This is a genomic window from Novosphingobium guangzhouense (assembly GCF_002896965.1).
In the GTDB taxonomy this organism is placed as follows: Bacteria; Pseudomonadota; Alphaproteobacteria; order Sphingomonadales; family Sphingomonadaceae; genus Novosphingobium; species Novosphingobium guangzhouense.
In genome coordinates this window covers 305118-326384 of the sequence record NZ_LYMM01000001.1, presented here as the reverse complement: position 1 = coordinate 326384, position 21267 = coordinate 305118, and the positions used below count along the sequence as shown (strand labels likewise).

The 21267-nt window shown below is 62.4% G+C and carries 18 protein-coding genes and 1 pseudogene; 10 read left to right on the top strand and 9 right to left on the bottom strand.

All coding sequences use genetic code 11. The annotated features are described in order from the left end of the window. Positions 1 to 41 precede the first annotated feature (41 nt). On the bottom strand, positions 42 to 1424 hold the full coding sequence (locus A8V01_RS01260; RefSeq protein ID WP_245892221.1) for an MFS transporter: 1383 nt from the start codon (positions 1422 to 1424) through the stop codon (positions 42 to 44). Positions 1425 to 1507: 83 nt separating this feature from the next. On the opposite strand from A8V01_RS01260, the gene A8V01_RS01255 reads away from it, so the two are divergent. After that, positions 1508 to 2479 carry an IclR family transcriptional regulator domain-containing protein gene (locus tag A8V01_RS01255; RefSeq protein ID WP_245892219.1) on the top strand — a complete coding sequence of 324 codons (972 nt, stop codon included), beginning with the start codon at positions 1508 to 1510 and terminating at the stop codon, positions 2477 to 2479. 99 nt (positions 2480 to 2578) lie between these two features. Here A8V01_RS01255 and A8V01_RS01250 read toward each other — a convergent pair whose 3' ends face one another. The 4 genes and pseudogenes from A8V01_RS01250 to A8V01_RS01240 form a co-directional block, all read right to left on the bottom strand. Then, a complete protein-coding gene (locus tag A8V01_RS01250; RefSeq protein WP_103094122.1) occupies positions 2579 to 3607 on the bottom strand; it encodes a DUF1838 family protein in 1029 nt (342 codons plus the stop codon). A gap of 213 nt (positions 3608 to 3820) precedes the next feature. Then, positions 3821 to 4474: a substrate-binding domain-containing protein gene (locus A8V01_RS01245; RefSeq protein WP_245892217.1), complete on the bottom strand. Its 654-nt coding sequence runs from the start codon at positions 4472 to 4474 to the stop codon at positions 3821 to 3823. A 159-nt stretch (positions 4475 to 4633) separates the two neighbouring features. Further along, positions 4634 to 4726 (bottom strand): annotated as a pseudogene (locus A8V01_RS29660) (helix-turn-helix domain-containing protein); the annotation flags it as partial. A 112-nt stretch (positions 4727 to 4838) separates the two neighbouring features. Continuing rightward, a complete protein-coding gene (locus A8V01_RS01240) occupies positions 4839 to 5399 on the bottom strand; it encodes a DUF3598 domain-containing protein (RefSeq protein ID WP_245892208.1) in 561 nt (186 codons plus the stop codon). A 165-nt stretch (positions 5400 to 5564) separates the two neighbouring features. On the opposite strand from A8V01_RS01240, the gene A8V01_RS01235 reads away from it, so the two are divergent. Then, the gene (locus A8V01_RS01235; RefSeq protein WP_103094120.1) at positions 5565 to 7022 is read left to right on the top strand and encodes a flavin monoamine oxidase family protein; all 1458 of its coding nucleotides are present in this window, start codon (positions 5565 to 5567) and stop codon (positions 7020 to 7022) included. Between the two features lie 156 nt (positions 7023 to 7178). Further along, the gene (locus tag A8V01_RS01230) at positions 7179 to 8159 is read left to right on the top strand and encodes an alpha/beta hydrolase (RefSeq protein ID WP_245892206.1); all 981 of its coding nucleotides are present in this window, start codon (positions 7179 to 7181) and stop codon (positions 8157 to 8159) included. A 19-nt stretch (positions 8160 to 8178) separates the two neighbouring features. Here the strand turns inward: A8V01_RS01230 and A8V01_RS01225 are convergent, their stop codons facing one another. Both A8V01_RS01225 and A8V01_RS01220 read right to left on the bottom strand, forming a co-directional pair. Next, on the bottom strand, positions 8179 to 9201 hold the full coding sequence (locus A8V01_RS01225; RefSeq protein ID WP_103094118.1) for an alpha/beta fold hydrolase: 1023 nt from the start codon (positions 9199 to 9201) through the stop codon (positions 8179 to 8181). A gap of 160 nt (positions 9202 to 9361) precedes the next feature. Further along, the gene (locus tag A8V01_RS01220) at positions 9362 to 10567 is read right to left on the bottom strand and encodes an FAD-dependent oxidoreductase (protein ID WP_245892204.1); all 1206 of its coding nucleotides are present in this window, start codon (positions 10565 to 10567) and stop codon (positions 9362 to 9364) included. A 403-nt stretch (positions 10568 to 10970) separates the two neighbouring features. Here A8V01_RS01220 and A8V01_RS01215 point away from each other — a divergent pair, with 403 nt between their 5' ends. Next, positions 10971 to 12404, top strand: a complete 1434-nt coding sequence (locus A8V01_RS01215) for an aldehyde dehydrogenase family protein (protein WP_103094196.1) — start codon at positions 10971 to 10973, stop codon at positions 12402 to 12404. 135 nt (positions 12405 to 12539) lie between these two features. Here the strand turns inward: A8V01_RS01215 and A8V01_RS01210 are convergent, their stop codons facing one another. After that, the gene (locus tag A8V01_RS01210; RefSeq protein WP_103094116.1) at positions 12540 to 14645 is read right to left on the bottom strand and encodes a TonB-dependent receptor; all 2106 of its coding nucleotides are present in this window, start codon (positions 14643 to 14645) and stop codon (positions 12540 to 12542) included. A 279-nt stretch (positions 14646 to 14924) separates the two neighbouring features. On the opposite strand from A8V01_RS01210, the gene A8V01_RS01205 reads away from it, so the two are divergent. From A8V01_RS01205 to A8V01_RS01185, 5 genes are all read left to right on the top strand, one after another. Continuing rightward, positions 14925 to 15659, top strand: coding sequence for an SDR family NAD(P)-dependent oxidoreductase (locus A8V01_RS01205; RefSeq protein ID WP_170065794.1), 735 nt, complete (start codon positions 14925 to 14927; stop codon positions 15657 to 15659). A 95-nt stretch (positions 15660 to 15754) separates the two neighbouring features. Further along, positions 15755 to 16978: a class I SAM-dependent methyltransferase gene (locus tag A8V01_RS01200; protein WP_103094114.1), complete on the top strand. Its 1224-nt coding sequence runs from the start codon at positions 15755 to 15757 to the stop codon at positions 16976 to 16978. A gap of 24 nt (positions 16979 to 17002) precedes the next feature. Further along, positions 17003 to 17338: a hypothetical protein gene (locus tag A8V01_RS01195; protein WP_103094113.1), complete on the top strand. Its 336-nt coding sequence runs from the start codon at positions 17003 to 17005 to the stop codon at positions 17336 to 17338. An 8-nt stretch (positions 17339 to 17346) separates the two neighbouring features. Next, positions 17347 to 18906, top strand: coding sequence for an FAD-binding oxidoreductase (locus tag A8V01_RS01190; protein WP_103094112.1), 1560 nt, complete (start codon positions 17347 to 17349; stop codon positions 18904 to 18906). Beyond that, complete coding sequence (locus A8V01_RS01185) at positions 18903 to 19700, top strand: alpha/beta fold hydrolase (RefSeq protein WP_103094111.1); 798 nt, start codon at positions 18903 to 18905, stop codon at positions 19698 to 19700. Before A8V01_RS01190 ends, A8V01_RS01185 begins: the two co-directional genes overlap by 4 nt. Here A8V01_RS01185 and A8V01_RS01180 read toward each other — a convergent pair. Continuing rightward, positions 19691 to 20197 carry a VOC family protein gene (locus A8V01_RS01180; RefSeq protein ID WP_146037154.1) on the bottom strand — a complete coding sequence of 169 codons (507 nt, stop codon included), beginning with the start codon at positions 20195 to 20197 and terminating at the stop codon, positions 19691 to 19693. The two genes, A8V01_RS01185 and A8V01_RS01180, sit on opposite strands and share 10 nt — an antisense overlap. 263 nt (positions 20198 to 20460) lie before the next feature. Here A8V01_RS01180 and A8V01_RS01175 point away from each other — a divergent pair, with 263 nt between their 5' ends. Then, positions 20461 to 21222, top strand: a complete 762-nt coding sequence (locus tag A8V01_RS01175; protein ID WP_103094109.1) for a maleate cis-trans isomerase family protein — start codon at positions 20461 to 20463, stop codon at positions 21220 to 21222. Positions 21223 to 21267 lie beyond the last annotated feature (45 nt).

The following is a 21267-nucleotide window of genomic DNA, read 5'->3' as shown; positions in this document are numbered from 1 at the left end:
GGCAAGAGGCACCGTCGAGTGATCGGCGCGGCATGTCCGTTCTACGGATAGTCGCCCCGCATGGCACGCGCCAGCCCCGGCACCAGCAGCAGGCTCGCAAGGAAGAAGGCCACCGGGATCAGCGAATAATTGAGCACTACGCCGAAAAGCGCCGCGGGGCTTTGCTGCGCCGGGCCGGATGTGGAAGACACGAAGCCGGAAAGGCTCAGCACAGCGCCCGAGATCACGGGGCCAAGCGCGAAACTCAGTTTTTCGCAGGCGGACCACAGGCCCGCGTAGCCACCTTCGATCCCGGTTTCCTGTTCGCCAAGATGGACGGTATCCGTGAACAGAGAAGTGACCAGCAGGATGAAGCCGGCATTCGTCACGCCGATCACCGCGCCGCGCAGCATGATCAGCGCGTCCTTGCCGCTGATGGCACCGAAACGGATGCCGTCGCCCCAGTCGATGCCGAGCCACGTCAGCGTCACCGCGCACCAGCCGAGGCACAGATAGACGAACAGGGAAATCTTGCCGATCCGGCGCGAAATCCTGAGCCACAGCGGCTGCGTGACAAGGCCCGCCAGCGACATGATCAGGACGTAGGCAGTCAGCAATTCGATCCGGTCGACAAGGTAGACGAAGACGAGCGCGACCACCGTGTAGCTACAGGCCTGCCCCACGGTCTGCAGCAGGTGGATTGCGGTAAGCTGCCGGAACGCGCGATTACGCCATGCCGCCGCCAGCATCCGCATGAAGGGCAAGGGCTGGCGGGCCATAGGGGCAGGGCGCAGCTTGGTGCGCAGGCCCAGCGCGCAGCCGAGCATGGAGGCAAGGCACAGGGCGGCGAAGATCGCCGACATGGTGCTCCACGCCTGCCCTCCACCGCCGAGCCACACGACGGTCGGCTGGGCAAGGCCGATCCCCAAAACAACGCCAAGCGTGGTGAAGGCGATACGCCAGGCCAGCAACTTGGTGCGTTCGTGCGGATCGGCCGAAAGCGTCGCGGCGACAGCCAGATACGGCACGGAAAAGGCGCTGAAAGCGGTCATCGCCAACAGGAAGATCGCACTTGTGGCGGCGGCGGCAAGATAGGGAGACGTCATCGCGGGCAGGTTGAACAACAGGACGAAGCCGATGCTGGTCGCGATGGCGCCACCTGCAAGAAAGGGTACGCGCCCGATCGAACTTACCCGCCGATCGGACCATGCGCCGACCAGCGGATCGCAGATGATGACCCACAGTTTGGGAAGCAGGATCACAAGCCCTGCCAGCCATGCCGGTACGCCCAGCACGGTGGTCATGTAGACGGGCAGAAGCGCGGCGGGCGTATCGCGAAAGACCTGCGCACGAGTCTGCCCCAACCCATAGCGTACCATCACGCCGGTTTCGAGGGGCGGAGCGGATGCGAGCGATTCGGTTTCGACGCGCGGGGTCTGGAGCAATTTTCAGCCTCCAAGCAGGGCAGGAGGGAAACTTCTCATCGTCAGCGGCCGTATGACAGGCGCATTTCATCGCGCTCCGCAGTGTGGATAAACGCGCAAGTCTGCCGTTTTTTGTTCGGTGTGCGGATTTTGTGATCGCCCTGCGGATAAAAAAGCATTCGCCAGGCGGTAATCGGGGCCGTAACGATAGCTTCACAAACATCGGAGGAGGGGTCCGATCAAAAATACGGGTTTGGGGTGAAGCTATGGAACGAGGTGTACCGATCCGGGCTGTTTGCCGGGCGATTTCGATACTGCAGGAAATAAATCAGATGGGCTCGCTCTCGATGATGCAGATCTCGAAGCGTGGCCGAATCCCTTATCCCACCGCCTGCCGTATCGTGCAGACGCTGATGCATGAGGGGCTTATCGAGCAGGAGCCGGCGCGCAAGTTCTACCGGCCTACCGCGCTCGTCCAGTCGCTGTCGCAAGGCTTTCAGGCGGACAGCTTCCTGGTTGAACACAGCCGCCGGCACCTTCGGGCGCTGACGCACAAAATCGGCTGGCCGGTCTCGCTGACGGTTCGCATCGGCACGCACATGGTCGTGCGCGATTCGACCCATGCGGACACCTCGCTCACGTTCGAGCGGTACTATCCGGGTTTCCGTCTGCCGCTGATGGACTGCGCCTCCGGCCGCGTGTGCCTCGCGCATATGACGCCGGAACAGCTGGATCGGGTCATGGACTGGGTTTCTCTCGTCGGTTCGCCGTCGGAGCAGGATCTGACCGCCTATGTCTCGGTGAACACGCTCAACAAGATTCGCGAAGAAGGCTACGCGGCGATCGGTTGGGGCCAGCACAACCTGACGCCGGGCAAAACCTCGTCGGTGGCGGTGCCGATCTTCCGCGACGGTCAGTTCGAAGCGGCGCTCACGATGATCTACTTCGCCGCCGCCATGAAGCAAGGGGAAGCGGTGGAACGTCACCTTGCTGATCTCAAGGCGACGGCAGCTGCCATCACTGAAGAGATCAACTGCACCGAACTGCCGGACATGGAATTTCCTGTCCTCAACTGAACCTCGGATTTTCCCGCGTCCTGACGGGCGCGGGAGCGGCCCTTCGGGTACAGCGCAGCACAAACGAAAACGCCCGGCCTTGCGGCCGGGCGTTTTGTTTTATCCCAGCTTCTTGGGCGCAGCCGGCGGCTGCGGCGGGCTCCAGCCTGCCGGAACCGGAGCGGGCTTCTGTTCGCGCGCGTAGTTTTCAAGGCTGGAGAGCGAGGGGCCGTAGTCTTCGGTCGGCGAATGCAGCCACTTCTCGTCCATCTTGCGCGCGGCCTCGACCAGATCCTGCGGCAGTTCCGCGATACCGCCGGGCAGGGTCTGGAACGTGGTGAAGTAAGTGATGTGGCCGGGCGCCTGACCCATCAGCATCCATGGCAGCCACGGCGTCATGCGGGTCCAGGCGCCGATATGCGGGATGTGCGTGAGGTTCGGGTTCTCTACGTCCTCGCGCTTTACAGTGTAGATGAAGTGTTCGGATACGCGGTTCATCACGCCCGAGGATTCGCGCGGCCACTTTTCCGGCTGCAGCGCGTTCGGATAGATCATGTCGATGTCGGTGTTGACGATCAGGGTGCCTTCCGGCCCCTCCATCCAGTCCATCAGGAACGGCTTGGGTTCGGTCTTCACTTTCTGCAGCCCGCCGTAGCTCGGCGGCTCGGGGACTTTGTCGCTGATGGTGAAGTTGAACGGATCGTTGGCGATCGGCACGACCTTGACCGTCTCACCGGTGTAGGGGTTGTCCCAGGTCTCCAGCAGCTTGCCGGTTTCGATGTCGCGATAGAACACGACCTCGCGCAGCATACGGCGCCAGCTGCCGTCGTCCAGCCGCTTGATGCGGGTGAAGCTGAAGCCCTCGGCAATGAACAGCGGGCGGATCTTCTCGTTGTCGCGCACGCCGAAAGCCTTGCCGCGAAGCCAGCCGCACTTTTCCTTGGTCGGATCGACGTCGCCGTCGATGCGCGCATACGTATCGCGGTTCCAGACCGGATCCTTGAAATCGATCTTGGTCGTGAAGTTCAGGCGCGAGGCGGCAGATGCGGACTTGCTTGCTGCGGATGCCGCCGCAGGAAGCGCCGCCACGCCTGCGGCGATCGCCGCAAGGCTGAGACCTTCGCGGCGGGTAAGCTTGATATTCGACATGAGCTGATCACTCCATATGGCCGAGAGGCTATGTGCCGCGATCTGGATGGATGAAGCCGCAGCCAGCGTCGATCAAGCTCCTGCGAATGACCGCCAGACAGATATGGCGGATCGCTGATCATAATTTTTGATCATTGGGTGTGGATCGGATGGGCATCTCTATTGCGTTATCCAGATCGCCGTGTGTGGGCGATGTGGTAGCGCTAGGTGCAGTTAGGTGCCGCTTGAGTGCGCTTTGCGCATCGGCTCGAAGGCCGACTTTTCCAGGATTTCGCGCAGTGCCTTGCAGGCGGAAGTCTCGAAATTTTCAGCCATGCTGACGAAGCCGAACTGCGAAGCCGTAACCTCGGTGCCGGGCAACCGCTTCAGAGCGCCACTTGCCAGCTCCTCGGCCACCCGCTCATCCGCGATCAATCCGATGAAATCTCCGCTGAGCACCAACAGGCGAATGACATCCATGGACGCGGTGCGCACGCTTTTGCGAGCTACGTCACGCCCTGCGGTGGCCATGACCGAAACGATGTCGTTGCGCCCCGGAAAAGCGCCAACGATCGCGGTATCAAACTCCACCCAGCGATATTCCGAAATCGGACGACCCTTGGCGATATCGTCAAAAACCGGATGATTTGCTGCCGCGACCACGGAGTAATTGAGCGTGCCGAGCGGTTCCGTCAGCAACGTGCCGCCATGCTCTTCCTCTGAAGGGATAGCGCAGCACGCGAAATCCACCTCTCCCTGCTGAAGACGGCCAAGCAACTGGGAACTATACCCTTCGAACACGCGCAGCGTCGTTGATGGATACTGCTCTGAAAACTCAGCAAGGCAACGGGCGAAGGCGTCGGTCAGGAAGATCGAATGGACGCCCATGTTGATCGTCTGGTTATGCGCGCTGTCCGCCACTTCGTCGAGAATGCGCTCCTGTTCCCGGAAGATCAGTCGGGCCCGACGAACAAGGCGGTCGCACAGCGGCGTCGCGCGGATGCCGCGCGGTCCACGTTCGAACAGCCGGCCGTTCAGTGCCTCTTCGAGCTGGTGCATGCTCCATGTGAGCGCCGGTTGCGAGATGCCGAGATCGCGCGCCGCTTGCCGGAAGCTGCCGGCTTCGTAGATCGCAACCATGCGTTGCAGTTTGACCAGGTCCATGAGCGTCACCGTTGATCGTCGGGCTTGGGTTTGTCCAGCCTTACGGGCGGGAGGAGGCTATAATCCGCGCTTCCCGCCCGCAATGCGGTCAGTTATTCGGAGCGCCGGTGTCTTCGAAAGTGCGCCAGTCGCGCGTGACGAGGCGCTCGTCGATGAGGGTGCGCTGGTAGCACTCGCCGTCTCGGAACCACTGCCAGGTGCGGGCGCGCTTGGTGAAGTCCTCATTCACCTGGATCATCTCGTAGAGATAGATGCCTGGCTCGTTGTGGCGGGTCCAGTTGAGACAGGTCGAACGGTTGTAGTCGTCGGGCTGCATGGCCGCGGCCCAGCCCTTGATCAGTTCGTTGTCCCAGCGAATGCGCCCGTCTTCATACCAGGCGGGAAAGTCACGGACTTCCACGCTGCCGTCGTCCCAGAAGTAGTGGTTGGTCTGGTGGTATTCCTCATGGCCCGGCTCGCCGACGAGGCGGCAGAACAGGCGCGAGCGATGCTGGTCGGTCAGTTCGCCGGTCTTCGCGTCATAGTAGCGATACCAGCCCTCCCAGACGCCTTCATTGTTGCACAGCAGGGGCATGGCTTCCCGGATGCCGGGTTGCGAGACCTTGTTCACCATCATCGCCACTCCATAAGATGTTTTGAAAATGCCCATCGGCTGCCTCCTGCCTAGTTGCAGGAGATGCACGATCGAGTCCTTTGCCTCGGATTGATCGCTGTTCGATCAGATTGATCGCTTGACTGCCCGGCCCCGCGCGGGCGTGGCAATGGGGTGTCGAATCAGTTGATCACCGTAAGAGAGTCTAGGAGTCTTCGAGCCATGACGATGGACAGGCGTAGCTTCACCCTTGGGATGGCCAAAGGCGCGATCGGCGCAGGGATAGCCTCGATGTTGCCCACCGCGGCGCTGGCAGCCCCGGCGAAAAAAACTGCGACCGGACTCGATGTACTTGTGCTGGGGGCGGGCGTTTCAGGCCTGCAGGCGGCGTGGATGCTTGAGGAGCAGGGGCTCAAGGTGGCTGTGCTGGAAGGGCGGCAGCGCGTTGGCGGGCGCGTGATGACGCTGCTGGACGAGCCGGGCTACCCGGAAATGGGCTTCAACTCGATGGGTGAGGGATACGGCCGTGGAATCGACGCTGCTCAGCGCGCCGGGGTTACGCTGGAAGACATCGGCAGTCGCTACCGCGCTGGCAAGCCGCCGATGCTGTGGATGAACGGCCAGCCTCTGACCCGAGAGCAATGGGCGAGTCATCCCGGTAATCCGTTCCCGGATTCGATGAAGTCGGTGTTGCCTGCGGAGATGGTCAACAAGCTCCTCGCAGAGCGCACACCGCTGGCTGACTGGAATGCCTGGGCAGATCCCGCGAGTGCTGCTCTTGATGTGCCGCTGCACGACTTCCTGCGCGCACAGGGCCTTTCCGACCCGGCGATCCGCCTCGCCAACGATGTGTCGCCCTATTACGGCACCAATTCGTGGGACGTATCGGCGCTGATGCTGGAGTTCAACGACGGCTTCGTGAAGGCGCAGTTCGAAGCGGGGACCAAATCCTTCGGGGTAAAGGGCGGCAACCTGCACTTGCCGATCGGCATGGCCAAGCTGCTCAAAGGTGACGTGATCCTTGGCAAAGAAATAGTAGCGATCGAGACCACGGATAGCGGGGCGACCGTCTATTGTCGCGATGGCTCGACATTCAGTGCCAAGCGGGTGATCTGCTCTCTGCCGTTCTCGACACTTCGCCACGTCAAGATCATGCCCGGACTGTCGGGTGCGCAAGCGGAGGCTGTGTCGCAGATCGCCTACCAGCCGTTGTCGATGGCGTTCCTGACGGCCACGGCACCGTTCTGGGACGAAGATGGTCTCTCGCCGGGCATGTGGACCGATGGGCTCGCAGGTACGGTTATCCCGCAGCACTTCGGCGCTACGCCCGAGGAAGTCACCGGGCTGTTGGTGCAGGCACGCGGCAGCCTTGCCAATTACTGGGACAGGCTTGGCCGCGAAAAGGCGCTGGCGATGATCGTCGGTCAGATCGAGGCGATGCGCCCTGCAGCCAAGGGCAAGCTGATGGCGCGCAACTACTTCAGCTGGTCACAGGAAGTGTTCAACGGCGGCGATTGGGCCTATTTCGGCCCCGGTCAGGTGAGTCGCCTTGTGCCCGAAATGTCCAAGCCGTCCGGCCGCCTGCATTTCTGCGGCGAACATACCGCAACCGGAGCAAGGGGGCTGGAAGGCGCGCTTGAATCAGCGGAGCGAGTGGCATTGGAAGTGCTGGAGGCCTGATGTCGGCAATGTCCGACATGCGATTATTTCGTTTTATCGGTGATAACATCTTTTTGTGAGTGCGCATGATCCGGGTGGTCCGCGGCCACCCGGATTTCGGCCGCTACGGGGAGATTGCACGTGCGTCGTTCTCTTTGCGCCTTAATGCTTGCGGTAATGGCGATGTCGCCGATTTCGGCCTCTGCCGCCTTGTCCACCCTTGGGGCTTCGCCTGCGGGTGAGCGCTCTGATGGAGTGGAAGTTCGGGAGCCCGTCGCAGTCTGGCCGAATGGGGCGCCCGAGATCAAGGGCTGGCCGGGCAAGGTAGGCGCCGCGGTCTCAGAGGAACTGCGCGATAGCGGGGAAAGCGGGGAAACGCTGTGGAACGTAACCGTTCCGTCCTATCAGGCTTTTCTGCCGCCTGCCGGAACAGCAACCGGTGCAGCAGTCATCATTGCGCCGGGCGGTGGATTTCGCCTGCTCGCCATTCAGCATGAGGGTACGCGAGTGGCGGAATGGCTGGCCGGGCACGGCATCGCTGCTTTTGTGCTCAAGTATCGCCTGATCCAGACTCTGCCGGGCGAAACGAATGACGCCATGCGCGCGCGCGTCAACAAGACTATCCCGGCGGGCGTCGGCGGTGATCCGGGCGTGGCCGACGGGCTGGAAACCCTCCGCCTGTTGCGCGCGCGGGCCAGGGACTACGGCATCGATCCCGCGCGGATCGGCGTAGTCGGCTTTTCAGCCGGGGGTCATGTGGCAGGGATGATGGCGCTGGCCCCGCAGGCGGCGCGGCCCAACTTCGCGGGGCTGATCTATGGTATGCCTTTCGGCGCGAAGCTACCGCAGCTGCCGCCTGCGAACCTGCCTTACCCTGAAGGCACGCCGAGCGAGCCGTGGCTGCGTCCGGCACCTCAACCTGCCCCCGGCCGTCTGCCGCCCTTGTTCCTTGCGATGGCGCAGGACGACATGGCGGTGGGATATGGCTTTCGCCCCTTCTACGATGCGCTTTTCGCCAGCGGCTATCGCCCGGAGACGCATCTATATGAACGTGGCGGGCATGGTTTCGGCATGAAGCAGACAGGTGGTACGGCCGACCACTGGCTTGAGAAATTCCGCTGGTGGATCGCCGGCGAGGGATTTGCGTCCGGCAAGTAGCCGGACGCGGGCTTTGTCTTCAGGGTACGGCTGCTTCCGCCGGTACATTGGGAGTGCCCGCCTCGACATAGGCGGCGATCAGCTGAGCGAAGCGTTCGGGCACTTCCAGCGGCGGATAATGGCCGACGTCGGGCATGATCACGCGCGAAATCTGGGCGTTTTTCAGGTAGCGGGCGATTGCGTTTGCGGCCGATTCCGGCAGAAGATGATCCGCGCCGCCCCAAATCAGGAACGTCGGCTTGCGGACCTTGGCCATCTCCACAGTGGCCTGTTTGCCGTCTCCGATCCGGGCAACGAGGGCGATGAGGTTCTTTTCCGGCGTACGACGATAGAAATCGTAGTATTCCTTGCGGGTCTGGGCAGAGATACGCGACGCATCACCCGCGAAGTAGCTGAGGAATTCATCCCAGAAGTTCTGGTCGCGAAAGCCGGTCTGCTTCGCCCGCTCGGTTGCGTCTATGAAAGACTTGGGCATGACAAGGTGACTGGTGTCGACCGGATCGGAAGGTGTGTTCGACAGGATCAGGCGTTCCACCAGATCGGGACGGCGCGCAGCCAGATACATGCCCATCGTACCCCCGCTCGACACGCCGACGAAGGTAACCTTCCTGACGCCAAGGCGCGTCAGCAGTTCGACCGGAATGTCAGTCGGCTGCATCGACGTGGCGGCGGCGTCGGTTGCGCCATCCGACAGGCCATAGCCCGGAATATCGTATCGGATGATACGGTAGCGTCCCTTTAGCGCCAGTGCGATCCGGTCCCAGGTGCGCAGGCTGCTTTCCGAACCATGGACCATAAACAGGACCGGGGCGTTCCTCGGTCCGTCATCCTTGTAGTGGATTTTGAGCCCGCCGATCACGGCATAGCGGCTCTGGGCGTCGGCGTATGTGCGGCGCAGATCCTCGATGGTGAGGTAGGGCAGGGCCTTAGTCGTTGCCTGCGCGGGAGCCGCCTGTGCCTGTGCCTGTGCCTGTGCGGGGGGCGGGACAAGGTTCAGTGCCGAAATCGCGGCTGTGGCGGCAAGCAACGGGATGCGGATCATGGCTAACCTTCTTTATCAGGGACAGCCGGAGTTTATCGATTGCGCTTACGATGTCCGGCCGATTACCCGGACTATCCGACTGGCGGGCGGACCGATATGCGAAAGGCCCCGGAGAGCTTGCGCTCTCCGGGGCCGTTGGTTTGTTGTCGAAAACGAGTGCTCAGACGATCGCGGCGGCCTTTTCAAGACTGCGGATCATTGCCTGCTGCACGATATACTCATGCCGTGCATCGGCATCTGCTTCCAGGTGGGCAAGATGCGTCTCGCGAGCATCGACCTTGTCTTCTACGGCGGCCTTGTTGGCGATGGTCTGCGCCTGCACGAAGTCGCGCGTTACAGTCCGTCGCTGTCGATCGTAGAGCGACAGCTGGCTTTCCGCATCTGCCCCTTCGAGGATCACGCGGCTCAGCTTTTCGACCAGGTTCATGGCATCATGGATGCCGGAATTCATGCCGAAGCCACCCAGCGGGTTGTTGAGGTGGGCGGAGTCCCCAGCCAGCATGATCCGACCCTGGCGGAAGCTCGTCGCCACGCGCTGGTGTACGCGATAGCAGGTACGATGCTCTGTCTGGACAGGAGTGTTCACTCCCAGAAGTTCGGCGAAAACCGCATCCTTGGCGGCATCGCTCGTCACCTCGGCAACCGAAGCGCCCGACTTCTGCGGCACCAGAACGCGCCACAGGCCAGGAACCTTCAGCAGAACGCACCAGAAGGGATCGCCGCTGACGTAGTTGACCTCCTTGATCCAGGGCAGGTGCTCCTCGATCGGATAGGCAGTCGACAGGGTCAGGAAGGTTTCATCGTAAGTGAAACCGTCGAAACCGATGCCCAGCCACTTGCGCACGGTCGAATTGCCGCCGTCGGCGCCGATCAGATAATCGGCGTGGAACAGCTTGATGTCGAACGGCGTCTCTACCGAAACCTGCACGCCATTAGCGCCTTGCACGCAGTTCGCTACCTGATGCGAAAACAGCACTTCGGCGTTGGGCATTTCGGCCAGCTTGGCGGCGATCAGGCGGGTGAGCTTCCACTGTTCGCACTGCAGGCGATAGGGATAAGGCGTCACGTCGCCGATCTCGCTCATGTCGAGCGAGAAAGAGCGGCCAGTGTTGCGGTTGCTGTACTGGTACAGCGGTGCGCGCAGGCCTTGTTCTTCCAACGTTTCCCGCAGCCCGAGCTGTTCCAGCATTTCGAGCGTCGGCGGGTGCAGGGTGGATGCGCGCATGTCTTCAAGGCAGGTCGCCGTGCTCTCAAGAACGCGGACTGAAATCCCCTGCAGCGCCAGAGCATAAGCGGCCACCATGCCCACTGGGCCGCCGCCGGCGACCAGTACTTGCGAGCGTGAATTGTCTAGTGGTAGCAGCAAGGCGTCCCCCGATGAGTAAATGCCTGTCAGGTAAGGTCGCCAATCGTTGCCGCGACTTGCGCGACTGCGTCAGGACCGTCCCCCAGTGAACTGAAAACGACGTGTCGGACTGTGCGCCGCCTGTCGGACTGCCCTTCGACTTTTGCGAATTCTGGTCCCAAGAGGCGCGGTGCCCTGTTTCGGCATAGGCGAGTTTGACGGGAGGTGATCCGGTGATTGTGCCGATGTTCGCGCTGCGATCACTCGGCCTTGATCACCCCTCCCGGTCCGGGGCATGTGGCACAACGCAGGACAGGGAACCTCGGCCACTTCGGCCCTTAGTATTGGAATAGCGATGTTACTTGATCCCAAGCCTCAGAGTTCCGCCGTTTCCGCGATGTTCGACGCACCGCGCGCCGCCCGCATGCTGATCGGCGGGCAGTGGGTTGACGCCGCGGACGGTGCCGTCGTCGAGACGCTCGACCCGGCCAGCGGAAAGATCATCGGCACGATCCCTGATGCCAGCGCGGCCGATGTGGACGCCGCTGTCGCTGCCGCGCGCAAGGCGCAAGGCGCCTGGGCGGCCACGCCCCCGGCCGAACGCGCGCGCATCCTTTGGAAGATAGCCGACCTCATCGAAGCGAACATCGATGAGCTGTCTGAACTGGAAGCGCTAGATCAGGGCAAGCCGCTCTATGTCGCACGTTGGGCGGAGATTCCGGGCGCGGTCGGCCAGTTCCGGTTCTTTGCGGGTCAGGCGATGGCGATCGAGGGACAGACCATCACGCCGTCGATCACCTATCAGCCTCAGGGCAAGGAAATGCGCGCATGGACCGTCCGCGAGGCCGTAGGCGTAGTCGCGGCGATCGTGCCGTGGAATTCTCCGCTGGTGTTGACGGCTATGAAGCTGGCTCCGGCCTTCGCGGCAGGCTGTGCGGTGGTGCTCAAGCCTGCCGAGGATACCTCGCTTTCGGCAATCCGTCTGGGCGAGCTGATCCAGGAAGCCGGCCTTCCGGACGGCGTGTTCAACGTCATCACCGGTCGTGGTGCGATCTCGGGCGCGGCGCTGGCGGCGCATCACGATGTCGACAAGGTCGCCTTCACCGGCAGCACTGCCACGGGCCGCGCGATTCTGGATGCATCAAAGGGCAACCTCAAGCGCGTTAGCCTTGAACTGGGCGGCAAGTCGCCGGTCGTGATAATGGGCGATGCGGACCTGAACCTTGCGATTCCTGGCGCAGCGAATGCGATCTTCTTCAACGCCGGGCAGGTCTGCGTGGCGGGTTCGCGTTCCTACGTCCACGCTTCGGTCTATGACCAGGTGGTCGAGGGACTTGCCGCTTACGCCGGCGGCCTCAAGCTTGGCCACGGCCTTGACCCGGCGACCCAGATGGGGCCTCTGGTCAATGCGCGTCAGGCTGAACGCGTCAGCGGCTTCATTGCCGGTGCGCGCAGCGAAGGCGCTGCGATCGTCGCGGGCGGTGAGCGTCTTGGCCCGGCAGGCACATTCATCACCCCGACCGTGGTGGCAGACGTAACTGCCGACATGGAGATCGTGCGCGAGGAAGTGTTTGGCCCGGTCCTTGCCGTGCAAAAATTCCATGACGTGGAAGAAGTCGTCGCGATGGCCAATGACAGCGTCTACGGTCTTGCGGCAAGCGTCTGGACGGAATCGCTGTCGCACGCGCACCGCCTGTCGTCACGGATCAAGGCGGGTACGGTTTGGATCAACTGCCACTCGATGTACGATGCCAGCCTTCCGATCGGCGGCGTGAAGCAATCCGGCTATGGTCGCGACAGCGGGCGTGAGGCGTTGGAAAACTACCTTGAGACGAAAACCATCTGCGCGGTGGTCTAAGCCTATATCCCCTCCCCGAGCCTGCTCGGGGAGGGAGACGGACAAAAAAAGAAGGCCCGGTAGGACTTTGTCCTGCCGGGCCTTTTAGGGTGAGGGTGGGCCGGGTGTCATTGCTGACACCCGGTCCGGGAGAGTTCAGAAGCTGTAGCGAGCGGTTGCCAGCACCGTCCGCGGATCGGTCATGAAGCGCGGGTTGACCACGTCGAAGCCGAAACCGGTCTGCCAGTTGATCTGGTTGAACAGGTTCTTGCCCGCGACCTGGAACTGCCATGGCCCTACATCGTAGCCGACATAGGCGTTGACGATCTGCGTTGAGGTGACCGCGCCGATGGCGGCATTGTCCGCCGTGGAGTAATAGGCGTCGCGGAAGTTGGCGTCGGCGCCGAACTTCACCTTGCCCGATCCGAGGTCGAAGTTGTAGTCGAAGCCGATCGTCGCCTGATAATCCGGCAGGAACGGCGGCGTATTTCCGGCGAGCGAGGCATCGGTGGGCACGTTACGGTATTTGCCGTCGTTGAGAGCGCCGTTACCCCAAATTTGCAGGCCGTAAATCGGCTTCCAGGCGATCTCGGCCTCAAGGCCCTTTATCGTGATATCGTAATTTTCGATCAGGAAGCCGCCATCACCGAGGTTGATCGATTCCTGACGGTTCTGGATCTTGTTGACGAAGCCCGAAAGCGCGACCCGCACGGTGCTGCCGAGGTCTGCTTTGATGCCAGCTTCGAAGGCGTCAGTGGTCTGCGGTTTGAAAGCTTCGGCCAGCTGGTCAGCCGTAGAAGCAAGGCCGTTATAACCACCCGACTTGAAGCCCACACTGTAAGAGCCATAGAGCAGCACATCGTTGCTGGGCTTGAAGTTGATGCCCAGCTTCGGGGTGAACTTCTTGTAGTGATCGCGGCTGACGGCCGGATCGCCACCAATGTCGGCGTTGAGCGACTTGTCCTCAAGCGTGTAGCGACCACCGGCAATCAGAGCGAGCTGGTCGGTGACGTTGAAGGTCAGCTGGCCGTAACCCGCCCAGGCGTCGGTCTTCGCATGGAAGTTGGTGCGGGAAGGGAAGCCAAACGTCGTAGTGTCGACGATCTGATCGCCATTCTCGTGGAAGTAATAGAAACCGACGACGTAATCGACGAAGCCGTTAGCCAACGAACCCGCGGCGTTGATTTCCTGGCTGAACTGCCACTGCTGAGAGTCGCTGCTACGCACGAACAGTGCCTGCGGATCCTCGGCCGGATAGCCGCCGGAGAAGTCCTGAATCCAGAAATCATCCATCTCGGAGTAGCCGGTGATGGAAGTCAGCGTGCCGCCCGGATAATCAGCCGAAAGGTGAAGCGAGCCACCCTTCTGCTTGACGCGGGTGTCGGATTCCACCGGCGACAGCACGGTGCGGTACGAGCCCGAAAGCGGAACGATCTTGCCTTCGTCGTTGGTGGTTGTGTTGACCGACCACTGACCGTCCGAGTTCAGGTCAAGGTAGAACAGGTTCAACCGAGCCTTCACGACGTCGCCCTTGTAGGCGAGGTCGAACTGGCCGCCCTTGAAGTCTTCCTTGCCTACTTTCTTGTCGAGCGTAGCATTGTATTGGCGGCCACCGTCACGCGCGCGCACGATGCCGTTGAACGATGCGGCCCACTTGCCGTCCTCGCTTAGCGGAACCGAGATGTAGCCCTTGAGGCGGCGCTCGTTCCAGGTGCCGTAGCCAGCCTGCACGTTGCCGGTGAATTCGTCCGACGGCTGCTTGGTGATGATGTTGATCGCACCAGCAGACGCGTTGCGGCCATAGAGCACGCCCTGGGGCCCGCGCAGGACTTCGATGCGCTCGATTTCTGCAAAGTCCATCAGCGCGCCCTGCATACGGGCGTTGTAGACGTCGTTGATGTAGAGAGCGACTTCGGCCTCCGACATCACGTAACCGCCATCGGTTCCACCGCCGCCGCGGATGTAGGCCTTGAGGCCGGCCGAGCCGCCGGTCACGCCATCGAGCTTGAGGTTGGGAACAAGACGCGCAACGTCGGTAGGGGCATTCACCTGGCGGGTCTGGATTTCGTCAGCGGTGATTGCGGTGACGCTGATCGGCACATCCTGCAGGCGCTGCTCGGTGCGCTGCGAGGTGACGACGATATCGCCGAAGCCGTTCGCATCGCTGCTCGCCTCTGCGGTCGCGTCCTGCGCGGCTGCCATGGCGGGGAAGGAGCCGATCGCGGTCGCGAGCAGGAGCCCCTTGGAAAAAGCCTTCATCATGGTGTCGAATGAACCTTTGCGCGTGATATGTTCTGAACCCTGGCCTTGGGTGACGCGGTTCGCTTTTTTTGGCGAGCTGGGCGTCGGCGACCGTCAGGCAAGAGGAAGCTGTCGGTGATAAGGTTTTATCGCAATGCTGCGCCGCAAACTGTCCGCAGGATGATAACTCGGACGCATCGGCCCATGCATGATCCGCAGTGCGGATAAAAAATGCTGCACGACGCGCCACCCTGCCCGGTGGCCGTCACATTGACTTCACAACAATCAGTGGAGGTCATGATGGCAAACCTTACCGCGCCGGACGGCGCAGGTGTCGTACTCGTCACGGGGGCAGCGTCCGGGATCGGCAAGGCCGCGGCGGATATCATCGAGGCTGCGGGACGTGTGGTCATCCGCGCTGACCTTCATGATCAGGGCGGCGCAGGGGTGGCGCTGGATGTGGCTGATCCGGATGCATGGGCGGCGCTTGTGGCGAAGCTGGAAGCGGAAGTCGGCATCGACGGGCTCGTCAACTGTGCGGGCGTCGGCGGCCTTGGCGCTATCGACGAGATTGCGATCAAGGACTGGGACCGGATCATGGCCGTGAACCTGCGGGGTACGGCGCTGGGCTGCCGGGCGGTGCTGCCCGCAATGCGTGAGCGGGGGCGTGGTTCAATCGTGAATATCGGTTCGACGTTCGGCCTCGTCGCCCGCAATGACTGTGTGGCCTATGGGGTCAGCAAGGCGGCAGTGATCCATCTGACACGCTGCATGGCGGTGGATCTAGCTGACGCAGGCGTTCGCGTGAACTGCGTGTGCCCGGGTCTGATCGAGACGCAGATGACGGCTCCGCTTGCCGACGCCGGGTTGGAGGCGCTGATGCAGGCGAACCTTCAGGCCCATGCGCTGCGCCGGATAGGCAAGCCGGTGGAGGTTGCGCAAATGGTCGCTTTCCTTATCTCGGATGCAGCCAGCTTCGTGACCGGGGCCGCGATCCCGGTCGATGGCGGGTACACTTCAGGCAAGTGGGTGTGAGCCCCCATTCTCCGAGGAGTGGAGATTCCACTTTCGTAGGTGCGTGATCGCCGGTCCCGCTTATAGTTTACGCATACGTCTTCAGGGATACCCAGATGCTCAACACTTTCCAGCAGCAGCTCCATGGCATGCTGCCCACCCCGACCTCGGAAGAAGCTTCACGCCAGGAGTTCGCGAAGAGCTTCAAGCACTTCATCCAGCAGGGCCTGTTGCCCGGCCTCTACCCGATTTATTCGGGTCGTGCGTCGCAGCGGTTCGAGAAGGAAGCCGGGCGCGCTCCGGCTGACCGCCACGACATCCGCAAGGCGATGGTGCCGGATAACTACTTCCGCCACTATGCCGCCGCTAACCGCATCAGCCAGGAATTGCTGTGGGACAGCGTGATCGATTCCATCGAGCGCGAGGAAGAAAGCCTCAAGGCTGCGGCGGCGGAGAATTCGGCGAAGAACAAAGGCGAGCTACGCATCCCCGAAGGCTTCGAGGTTCCTCGCTACGTATCGTCACTCGACATCCACTGCATGCCCGGCGGTTATGCAGGCGGCCCGGAAGACGCCGATGAGGTGTCACTCGGTGTCCTCTACGACCGTGGTGTGTACCTCTATTCGATGGGCTACACCGGCCCGTTCAACGACGACATGGGGCGCTCGGTGGTGAACTACCTCAAGCGCAACATGCCGGACTTCAAGCCGAAGCGCATCCTTGATCTGGGCTGCACGGTCGGGCACTCCACTCTGCCTTACAAGGAACTTTTCCCGGACGCGGAAATCTGGGGTGTCGATGTGGGCGGGCCGATGGTTCGCTATGCCCATGCCCGTGCGGGCGCCATGGGCCTCGACGTCAACTTCGCACAGATGAACGCCGAGAAGACCGAATTCGAGGACGCATCCTTCGACCTCGTCGTCAGCCATATCCTGCTGCATGAAACCAGCGGCAAGGCGATGCCCCGGGTGTTCGAGGAATGCTTCCGCGTTCTGAAGCCCGGCGGGCTGATGATCCACGCGGATCTCCCGCCGTTCGACCTGATGGACCCGTTCACGCAGTTCATCCTCGACAACGAAACCTACTACAACAACGAGCCGTTCTGGGGCGCCATGCGCGACATGGACCAGATCGCGCTGGCTACGAAAGCGGGCTTCGATCCGGCGACCATCCGCTTCGACACCGCACCGATGGCGGTGATGGAATATGCCGGTGCTGGCTACACCGAGGCATCGGCTGCCGACGTCGCTGAGCGCGAGTTCACGGCTGGTGAGTTCGCTCCCGGTGGTGGCTGGGAAGTCCTGATTGCGCAGAAGCCTGAAACGCAGCCTGCGGCCTGACCCCTTTAGGAACGAGATACAGACATGAAGCGTGACTCACGGGGCAAGCGGCCCCAGTTCTACCAGGACCCGGCTCTCGATCAGATGATGGGCATGATCATGGTTCTGGCGGGCGAGGTTTCGGTGCTGGCCGACCAGCTCGATTCCACCCAGCGCGTGCTGGCCAACCACAACATCGACGCACGCGCCGAAGTCGATGCGCTTGTCCTTGACGACGCCGCGCTCGAAATGCGTGAGGCGCGCCGTCAGCAGATGCTGGAGCGCATGTTCTACCTCGTCCGCAAGGAAGCGTCCGAGGCATCGGGCAAGGAAACCACAGAGGGCTACATCGCCACCCTTGACGCGATCGCGGAAGGGTAAGCGATACGATGAGCATGAATGCGAGCGCGCTGGCCAATATCGTCGGCGCCGACAACCTGCTGACCGATCCCGCCAAGGTCGCCTATTTCGCCACTGACGTCTACCGCGCACAGGTCATGCCGGGCGCGGTTGCGCGGCCGGGGACGGTCGAGGAACTGCAGGCCGTGGTACGCGAAGCAGCGGCGGCGAAGCTGCCCTTTACCGTCCGTGGTGGCGGGGCATCCTATACCGACGGCTACAACGCGGTCGACGGCTCGCACCTGCTCATCGACATGAGCCGTCTGAACAGGATCGTCGAGATCGACGAGTTTAACGGCTACGTTACCGTCGAGGCGGGCGTCACCTGGCTCCAGTTGTCCGACGCGCTTGCCGCCAAGGGTCTGCGCACGCCGTTCCGCGGCCCGTTCTCCGGCATCGCGGCGACCATCGGCGGATCGATGTCGCAAAACTCGATCAGCCACGGCTCCGGCGCCTGGGGCATCTCGGCGGAATCGGCATTGGCCTTCGATATTGTGCTGGCCGATGGCCGCCTGCTGCGCACCGGCACAGGCGCGCTGCGCGAGAAGCCGTTTGGCCGCTATGCCGGGCCTGACCTCACCGGGTTGTTCACCGGCGACTGCGGCGTGTTCGGCCTCAAGGCCCGCGTCACCCTGCCGCTGCTGCGCGGTAAGCCCGCGCATCGGGTACTGTCTTTCGCCTTCGCTGAGTTCGCGCAGATGCACGAATCCATGCGCCGCATCGCCATGGAGCGGGTCGAGGATTCGCACTTCGCGCTCGACGCCGCGTTGTCGCAGGGCCAGATCGCCAAGCAGGAGCGTGCCGGAGGCCAGCTTGCGATGGCCATGTCCATCGTCAAGAGTTCGCCTTCGGTCTTCGCCGGTCTCAAGCAGGTCGCGGCTGCGGGTATCCTCGCCCGCAAGCAGATTTCCGCCTCGAACTTCATGACGCACTACATCGTCGAGGGCTTCGACGATGCCGAGTGCCGCGCCAAGCTGCAGCGCCTGCGCGACCTGACCGCCGACCTTGGCCGCGAGATCGTCGCGACGGTGCCTTCGGTGGTGCGCGGCATGCCCTTTGCACCGCTCTACAACACGCTTGGCCCAGGCGGTGAGCGCTGGGTGCCGCTGCACGGAGTCATGGCGCATGATCGGGTGCGCGACTTCCACGATGCGCTGCAGCGCTTCTACGCGGACCGCGCTAGCGACATGAAGCAGCACGGCGTCTGGGGTGGCGGTATGTACTCCACCGTCGGTTCGAGCGGGTTCCTCTACGAGATCGCGCTCTACTGGCCGGACGAGCAGACCGCCTACCACACGGAATCGGTGCCGGGCGACTATCTCGCCAGCCTGCCGAAGTTCCCGGCGAACCCGGCGGCGCGTGAGTACGTCCATCGCCTCAAGGGCGAACTGATCGACCTCTACGACGCCCACGGCGCCCTGCACTTCCAGCTTGGCCGTGCGTACCCTTACGCCGCGCGTCTCGGCGCAGAGCCCAAGGCGCTGGTCAGCGCGATAAAGTCCGCGCTCGATCCGCAGGGCCTGGTCGGTCCAGGCGTGCTGGGCCTGTGAGCCGCAATACCGTCCGCAAGTCCTACGTGGACCTTGCGGACGGGCAGCTGCATGTGCGCGAGGTGGCGGGTTCGGAGCCCGCCATCGTCTTCCTGCACCAGACCGCATGTTCGGCGCAGAGCTACGATCCGCTGCTGGCTGAGCTGGATTTACCCAACCGGCTGGTCGCCATCGATACGCCCGGCTTCGGGGGGAGCTTCGATCCGGTTGGCTGGCCCTCGCTGGCGGACTATGCGACGTGGATTCTGGAAGGGATCGACGCGCTCGGGATCAGGCGTTTCCACGCTTTCGGGCATCACACGGGCTCCAGTCTGGCTGTCTTTTTCGCCGCGAACCATTCGGAGCGGGTAGCCTCGATTATGCTGGCGGGCGCGGAACTGATGACGCCCGAGGAGCGTGCCCATTTTGAGGAAACGCATGGGGAACCCATTGCTCTGAAGCGCGACGGGTCGCACCTCCAGACCAACTGGGACTATGCGGCAGGCTATAACGAGGACATCGACGTGGAAATCATCCACGATGAGGTCGTCGCCATGCTGCGGGCGTGGAGGGCGCGGCCTCAAGCTTACATGGCGGTGGCGAAGTCAGACACGCCGAAGCTGGCCGCGCAGGTCAGGGTGCCGGTGCTGCTGCTGACTTCTCCCGACGACTATTTTCACGCCGAGCTAGACCGCGCCAAAGCAGCTTTTCCTGGTGCGAGCCTTGCCGTTACCGGGGGCGCTAACTTTCAGGCCACTGCCGATCCGCGCGGGGTCGCCCGCGCGGTGGAAGCATTTCTGGCCAATCAAGCGTAGTCGAGTTCCGGTCGTTTGCGTTCCTGCTGCGTTGGGTCAGTTTCGACAAGGTTGATGAAAATTCCGTCGCAGTCGCGGATGCAGACTTCCAGCTGTGCGCGGTGCTCCATCGCGAAGACCTTCGGTTCCGGCGCCCACGTAGCGCCCAGGGCGCGCAGCTTCTTCATCGTTGCGGCCATATCGGTCACGTAAAAAACCAGCGCCACCTCGCCGATGCGGGCAGGGCCGGTCGCGAGCGGGATGATTTCATCTGTAGTTCCGTCCGCCAGCTTGAACAGGCCGACCATCCCGTAATTGGGGCCGGGGCGCTTGACGATGCGGATCTCGAACGGACGCGGGTCATCGAAGCCCAGGATTTCGGTCGCCGAAGGGTGGCTCAGCTTGCCTTCGAAGTAAGTCTCGGTGAGGCCGATAGCGCGGTAGAACTGCGTCGCCTTGTCCAGATCACGCACAAAGATTGTCGCACGAATAAGGGCTGAGGAGGGATGCTCGGTCATCGGTCTGCCTTTGTTGGTTCGCACCGATAGTTCCCGCGCAGCCACGTCGCCGCGAGTGCGCGGGCACCAATAGTCGTCAGGTGGACAACGGACCGGGTGCGGCCTTGCGGAAGGTCGGCTCGCGGCGCGATGAACGGCCTTGAACGAGGGCATCAGCAGCCCCCGATCCGCAAGGGCGACACGATCTTCCGGCCAGGGTTCTGCCGGCCCAAGTCTGCAACTCTTACGGAGAGCCCGCTCTCCAGCTGCGTGGGAAACATAAAATGACGGATTCTCTCGGTTACCGCATGAAGTTCGCGGTGGTCGCCCCCTCGACCAATACCAGCGTCGAGCCCGAGTACGCGGACATGCGCCCGCGCGGCGTAACCAACCACTTCTCGCGCATCTCGATTCCCGACACCAAGGTCGTGGACGATGCAACGTTCGTGGAGATGCTTGAGAACATCCGCAGCGCCACTTTCGATGCGGTCGACGTGTCGATGTCGATGGACCCCGGTTGCGTCATCATGGGTATGTCCGCCGAAACCTTCTGGGACGGTGCAGAGGGTGCCGAGCGTCTGCATCAGCGCATGTTGGAGCGGACCGGCGGCGTGCCGGTGATCATGGGCTCGACCGCCGTTGACGCCGCGATCCGGGCCTATGAAGAGGCCGATGGCAAGAAGATCCGCAAGATCGGCATCCTTACGCCCTACGCACCTGTGGGTGATGCCAACGTCAAAAAGTTCTTCGAGGATCAGGGCTACGAGGTGGTCCACATCGAGGGGCTCAAGTGCCAGTCGCCGATGCTGATCGCGCACGAAAGCAAGCAGACCCTCAAGCGCACCGCGATCAAGGTGAGCGAAGGCGTCGATGCGGTGATCCAGGCGGGCACCAATCTTGCCTTCGCGGAAGTAGCGGCAATGGCGGAATTCTGGCTTGAGAAGCCAGTTATTGCAATTAATACCGCAACTTACTGGCATGCTTTGCGCACGATGGGTTTCACGGACCAGAAGGAAGGCTTCGGTCGCCTGCTTGCGGATTTCTGATCCGACGCTTGCAAATCAAGCACTGGCGATACGGCATCGGCGCTC

What these genes read in the sequence shown, in the direction of transcription:
- A8V01_RS01250 (WP_103094122.1), bottom strand. Translation starts at nt 3,607, where the DNA reads ATGTCGAATATCAAGCTTACCCGCCGCGAAGGTCTCAGCCTTGCGGCG.
- A8V01_RS01245 (WP_245892217.1), bottom strand. Translation starts at nt 4,474, where the DNA reads ATGGGCGTCCATTCGATCTTCCTGACCGACGCCTTCGCCCGTTGCCTT.
- A8V01_RS01240 (WP_245892208.1), bottom strand. Translation starts at nt 5,399, where the DNA reads ATGGGCATTTTCAAAACATCTTATGGAGTGGCGATGATGGTGAACAAG.
- A8V01_RS01235 (WP_103094120.1), top strand. Translation starts at nt 5,565, where the DNA reads ATGACGATGGACAGGCGTAGCTTCACCCTTGGGATGGCCAAAGGCGCG.
- A8V01_RS01230 (WP_245892206.1), top strand. Translation starts at nt 7,179, where the DNA reads ATGGCGATGTCGCCGATTTCGGCCTCTGCCGCCTTGTCCACCCTTGGG.
- A8V01_RS01225 (WP_103094118.1), bottom strand. Translation starts at nt 9,201, where the DNA reads ATGATCCGCATCCCGTTGCTTGCCGCCACAGCCGCGATTTCGGCACTG.
- A8V01_RS01215 (WP_103094196.1), top strand. Translation starts at nt 10,971, where the DNA reads ATGCTGATCGGCGGGCAGTGGGTTGACGCCGCGGACGGTGCCGTCGTC.
- A8V01_RS01210 (WP_103094116.1), bottom strand. Translation starts at nt 14,645, where the DNA reads ATGATGAAGGCTTTTTCCAAGGGGCTCCTGCTCGCGACCGCGATCGGC.
- A8V01_RS01205 (WP_170065794.1), top strand. Translation starts at nt 14,925, where the DNA reads ATGGCAAACCTTACCGCGCCGGACGGCGCAGGTGTCGTACTCGTCACG.
- A8V01_RS01200 (WP_103094114.1), top strand. Translation starts at nt 15,755, where the DNA reads ATGCTCAACACTTTCCAGCAGCAGCTCCATGGCATGCTGCCCACCCCG.
- A8V01_RS01195 (WP_103094113.1), top strand. Translation starts at nt 17,003, where the DNA reads ATGAAGCGTGACTCACGGGGCAAGCGGCCCCAGTTCTACCAGGACCCG.
- A8V01_RS01190 (WP_103094112.1), top strand. Translation starts at nt 17,347, where the DNA reads ATGAGCATGAATGCGAGCGCGCTGGCCAATATCGTCGGCGCCGACAAC.
- A8V01_RS01180 (WP_146037154.1), bottom strand. Translation starts at nt 20,197, where the DNA reads ATGACCGAGCATCCCTCCTCAGCCCTTATTCGTGCGACAATCTTTGTG.
- A8V01_RS01175 (WP_103094109.1), top strand. Translation starts at nt 20,461, where the DNA reads ATGACGGATTCTCTCGGTTACCGCATGAAGTTCGCGGTGGTCGCCCCC.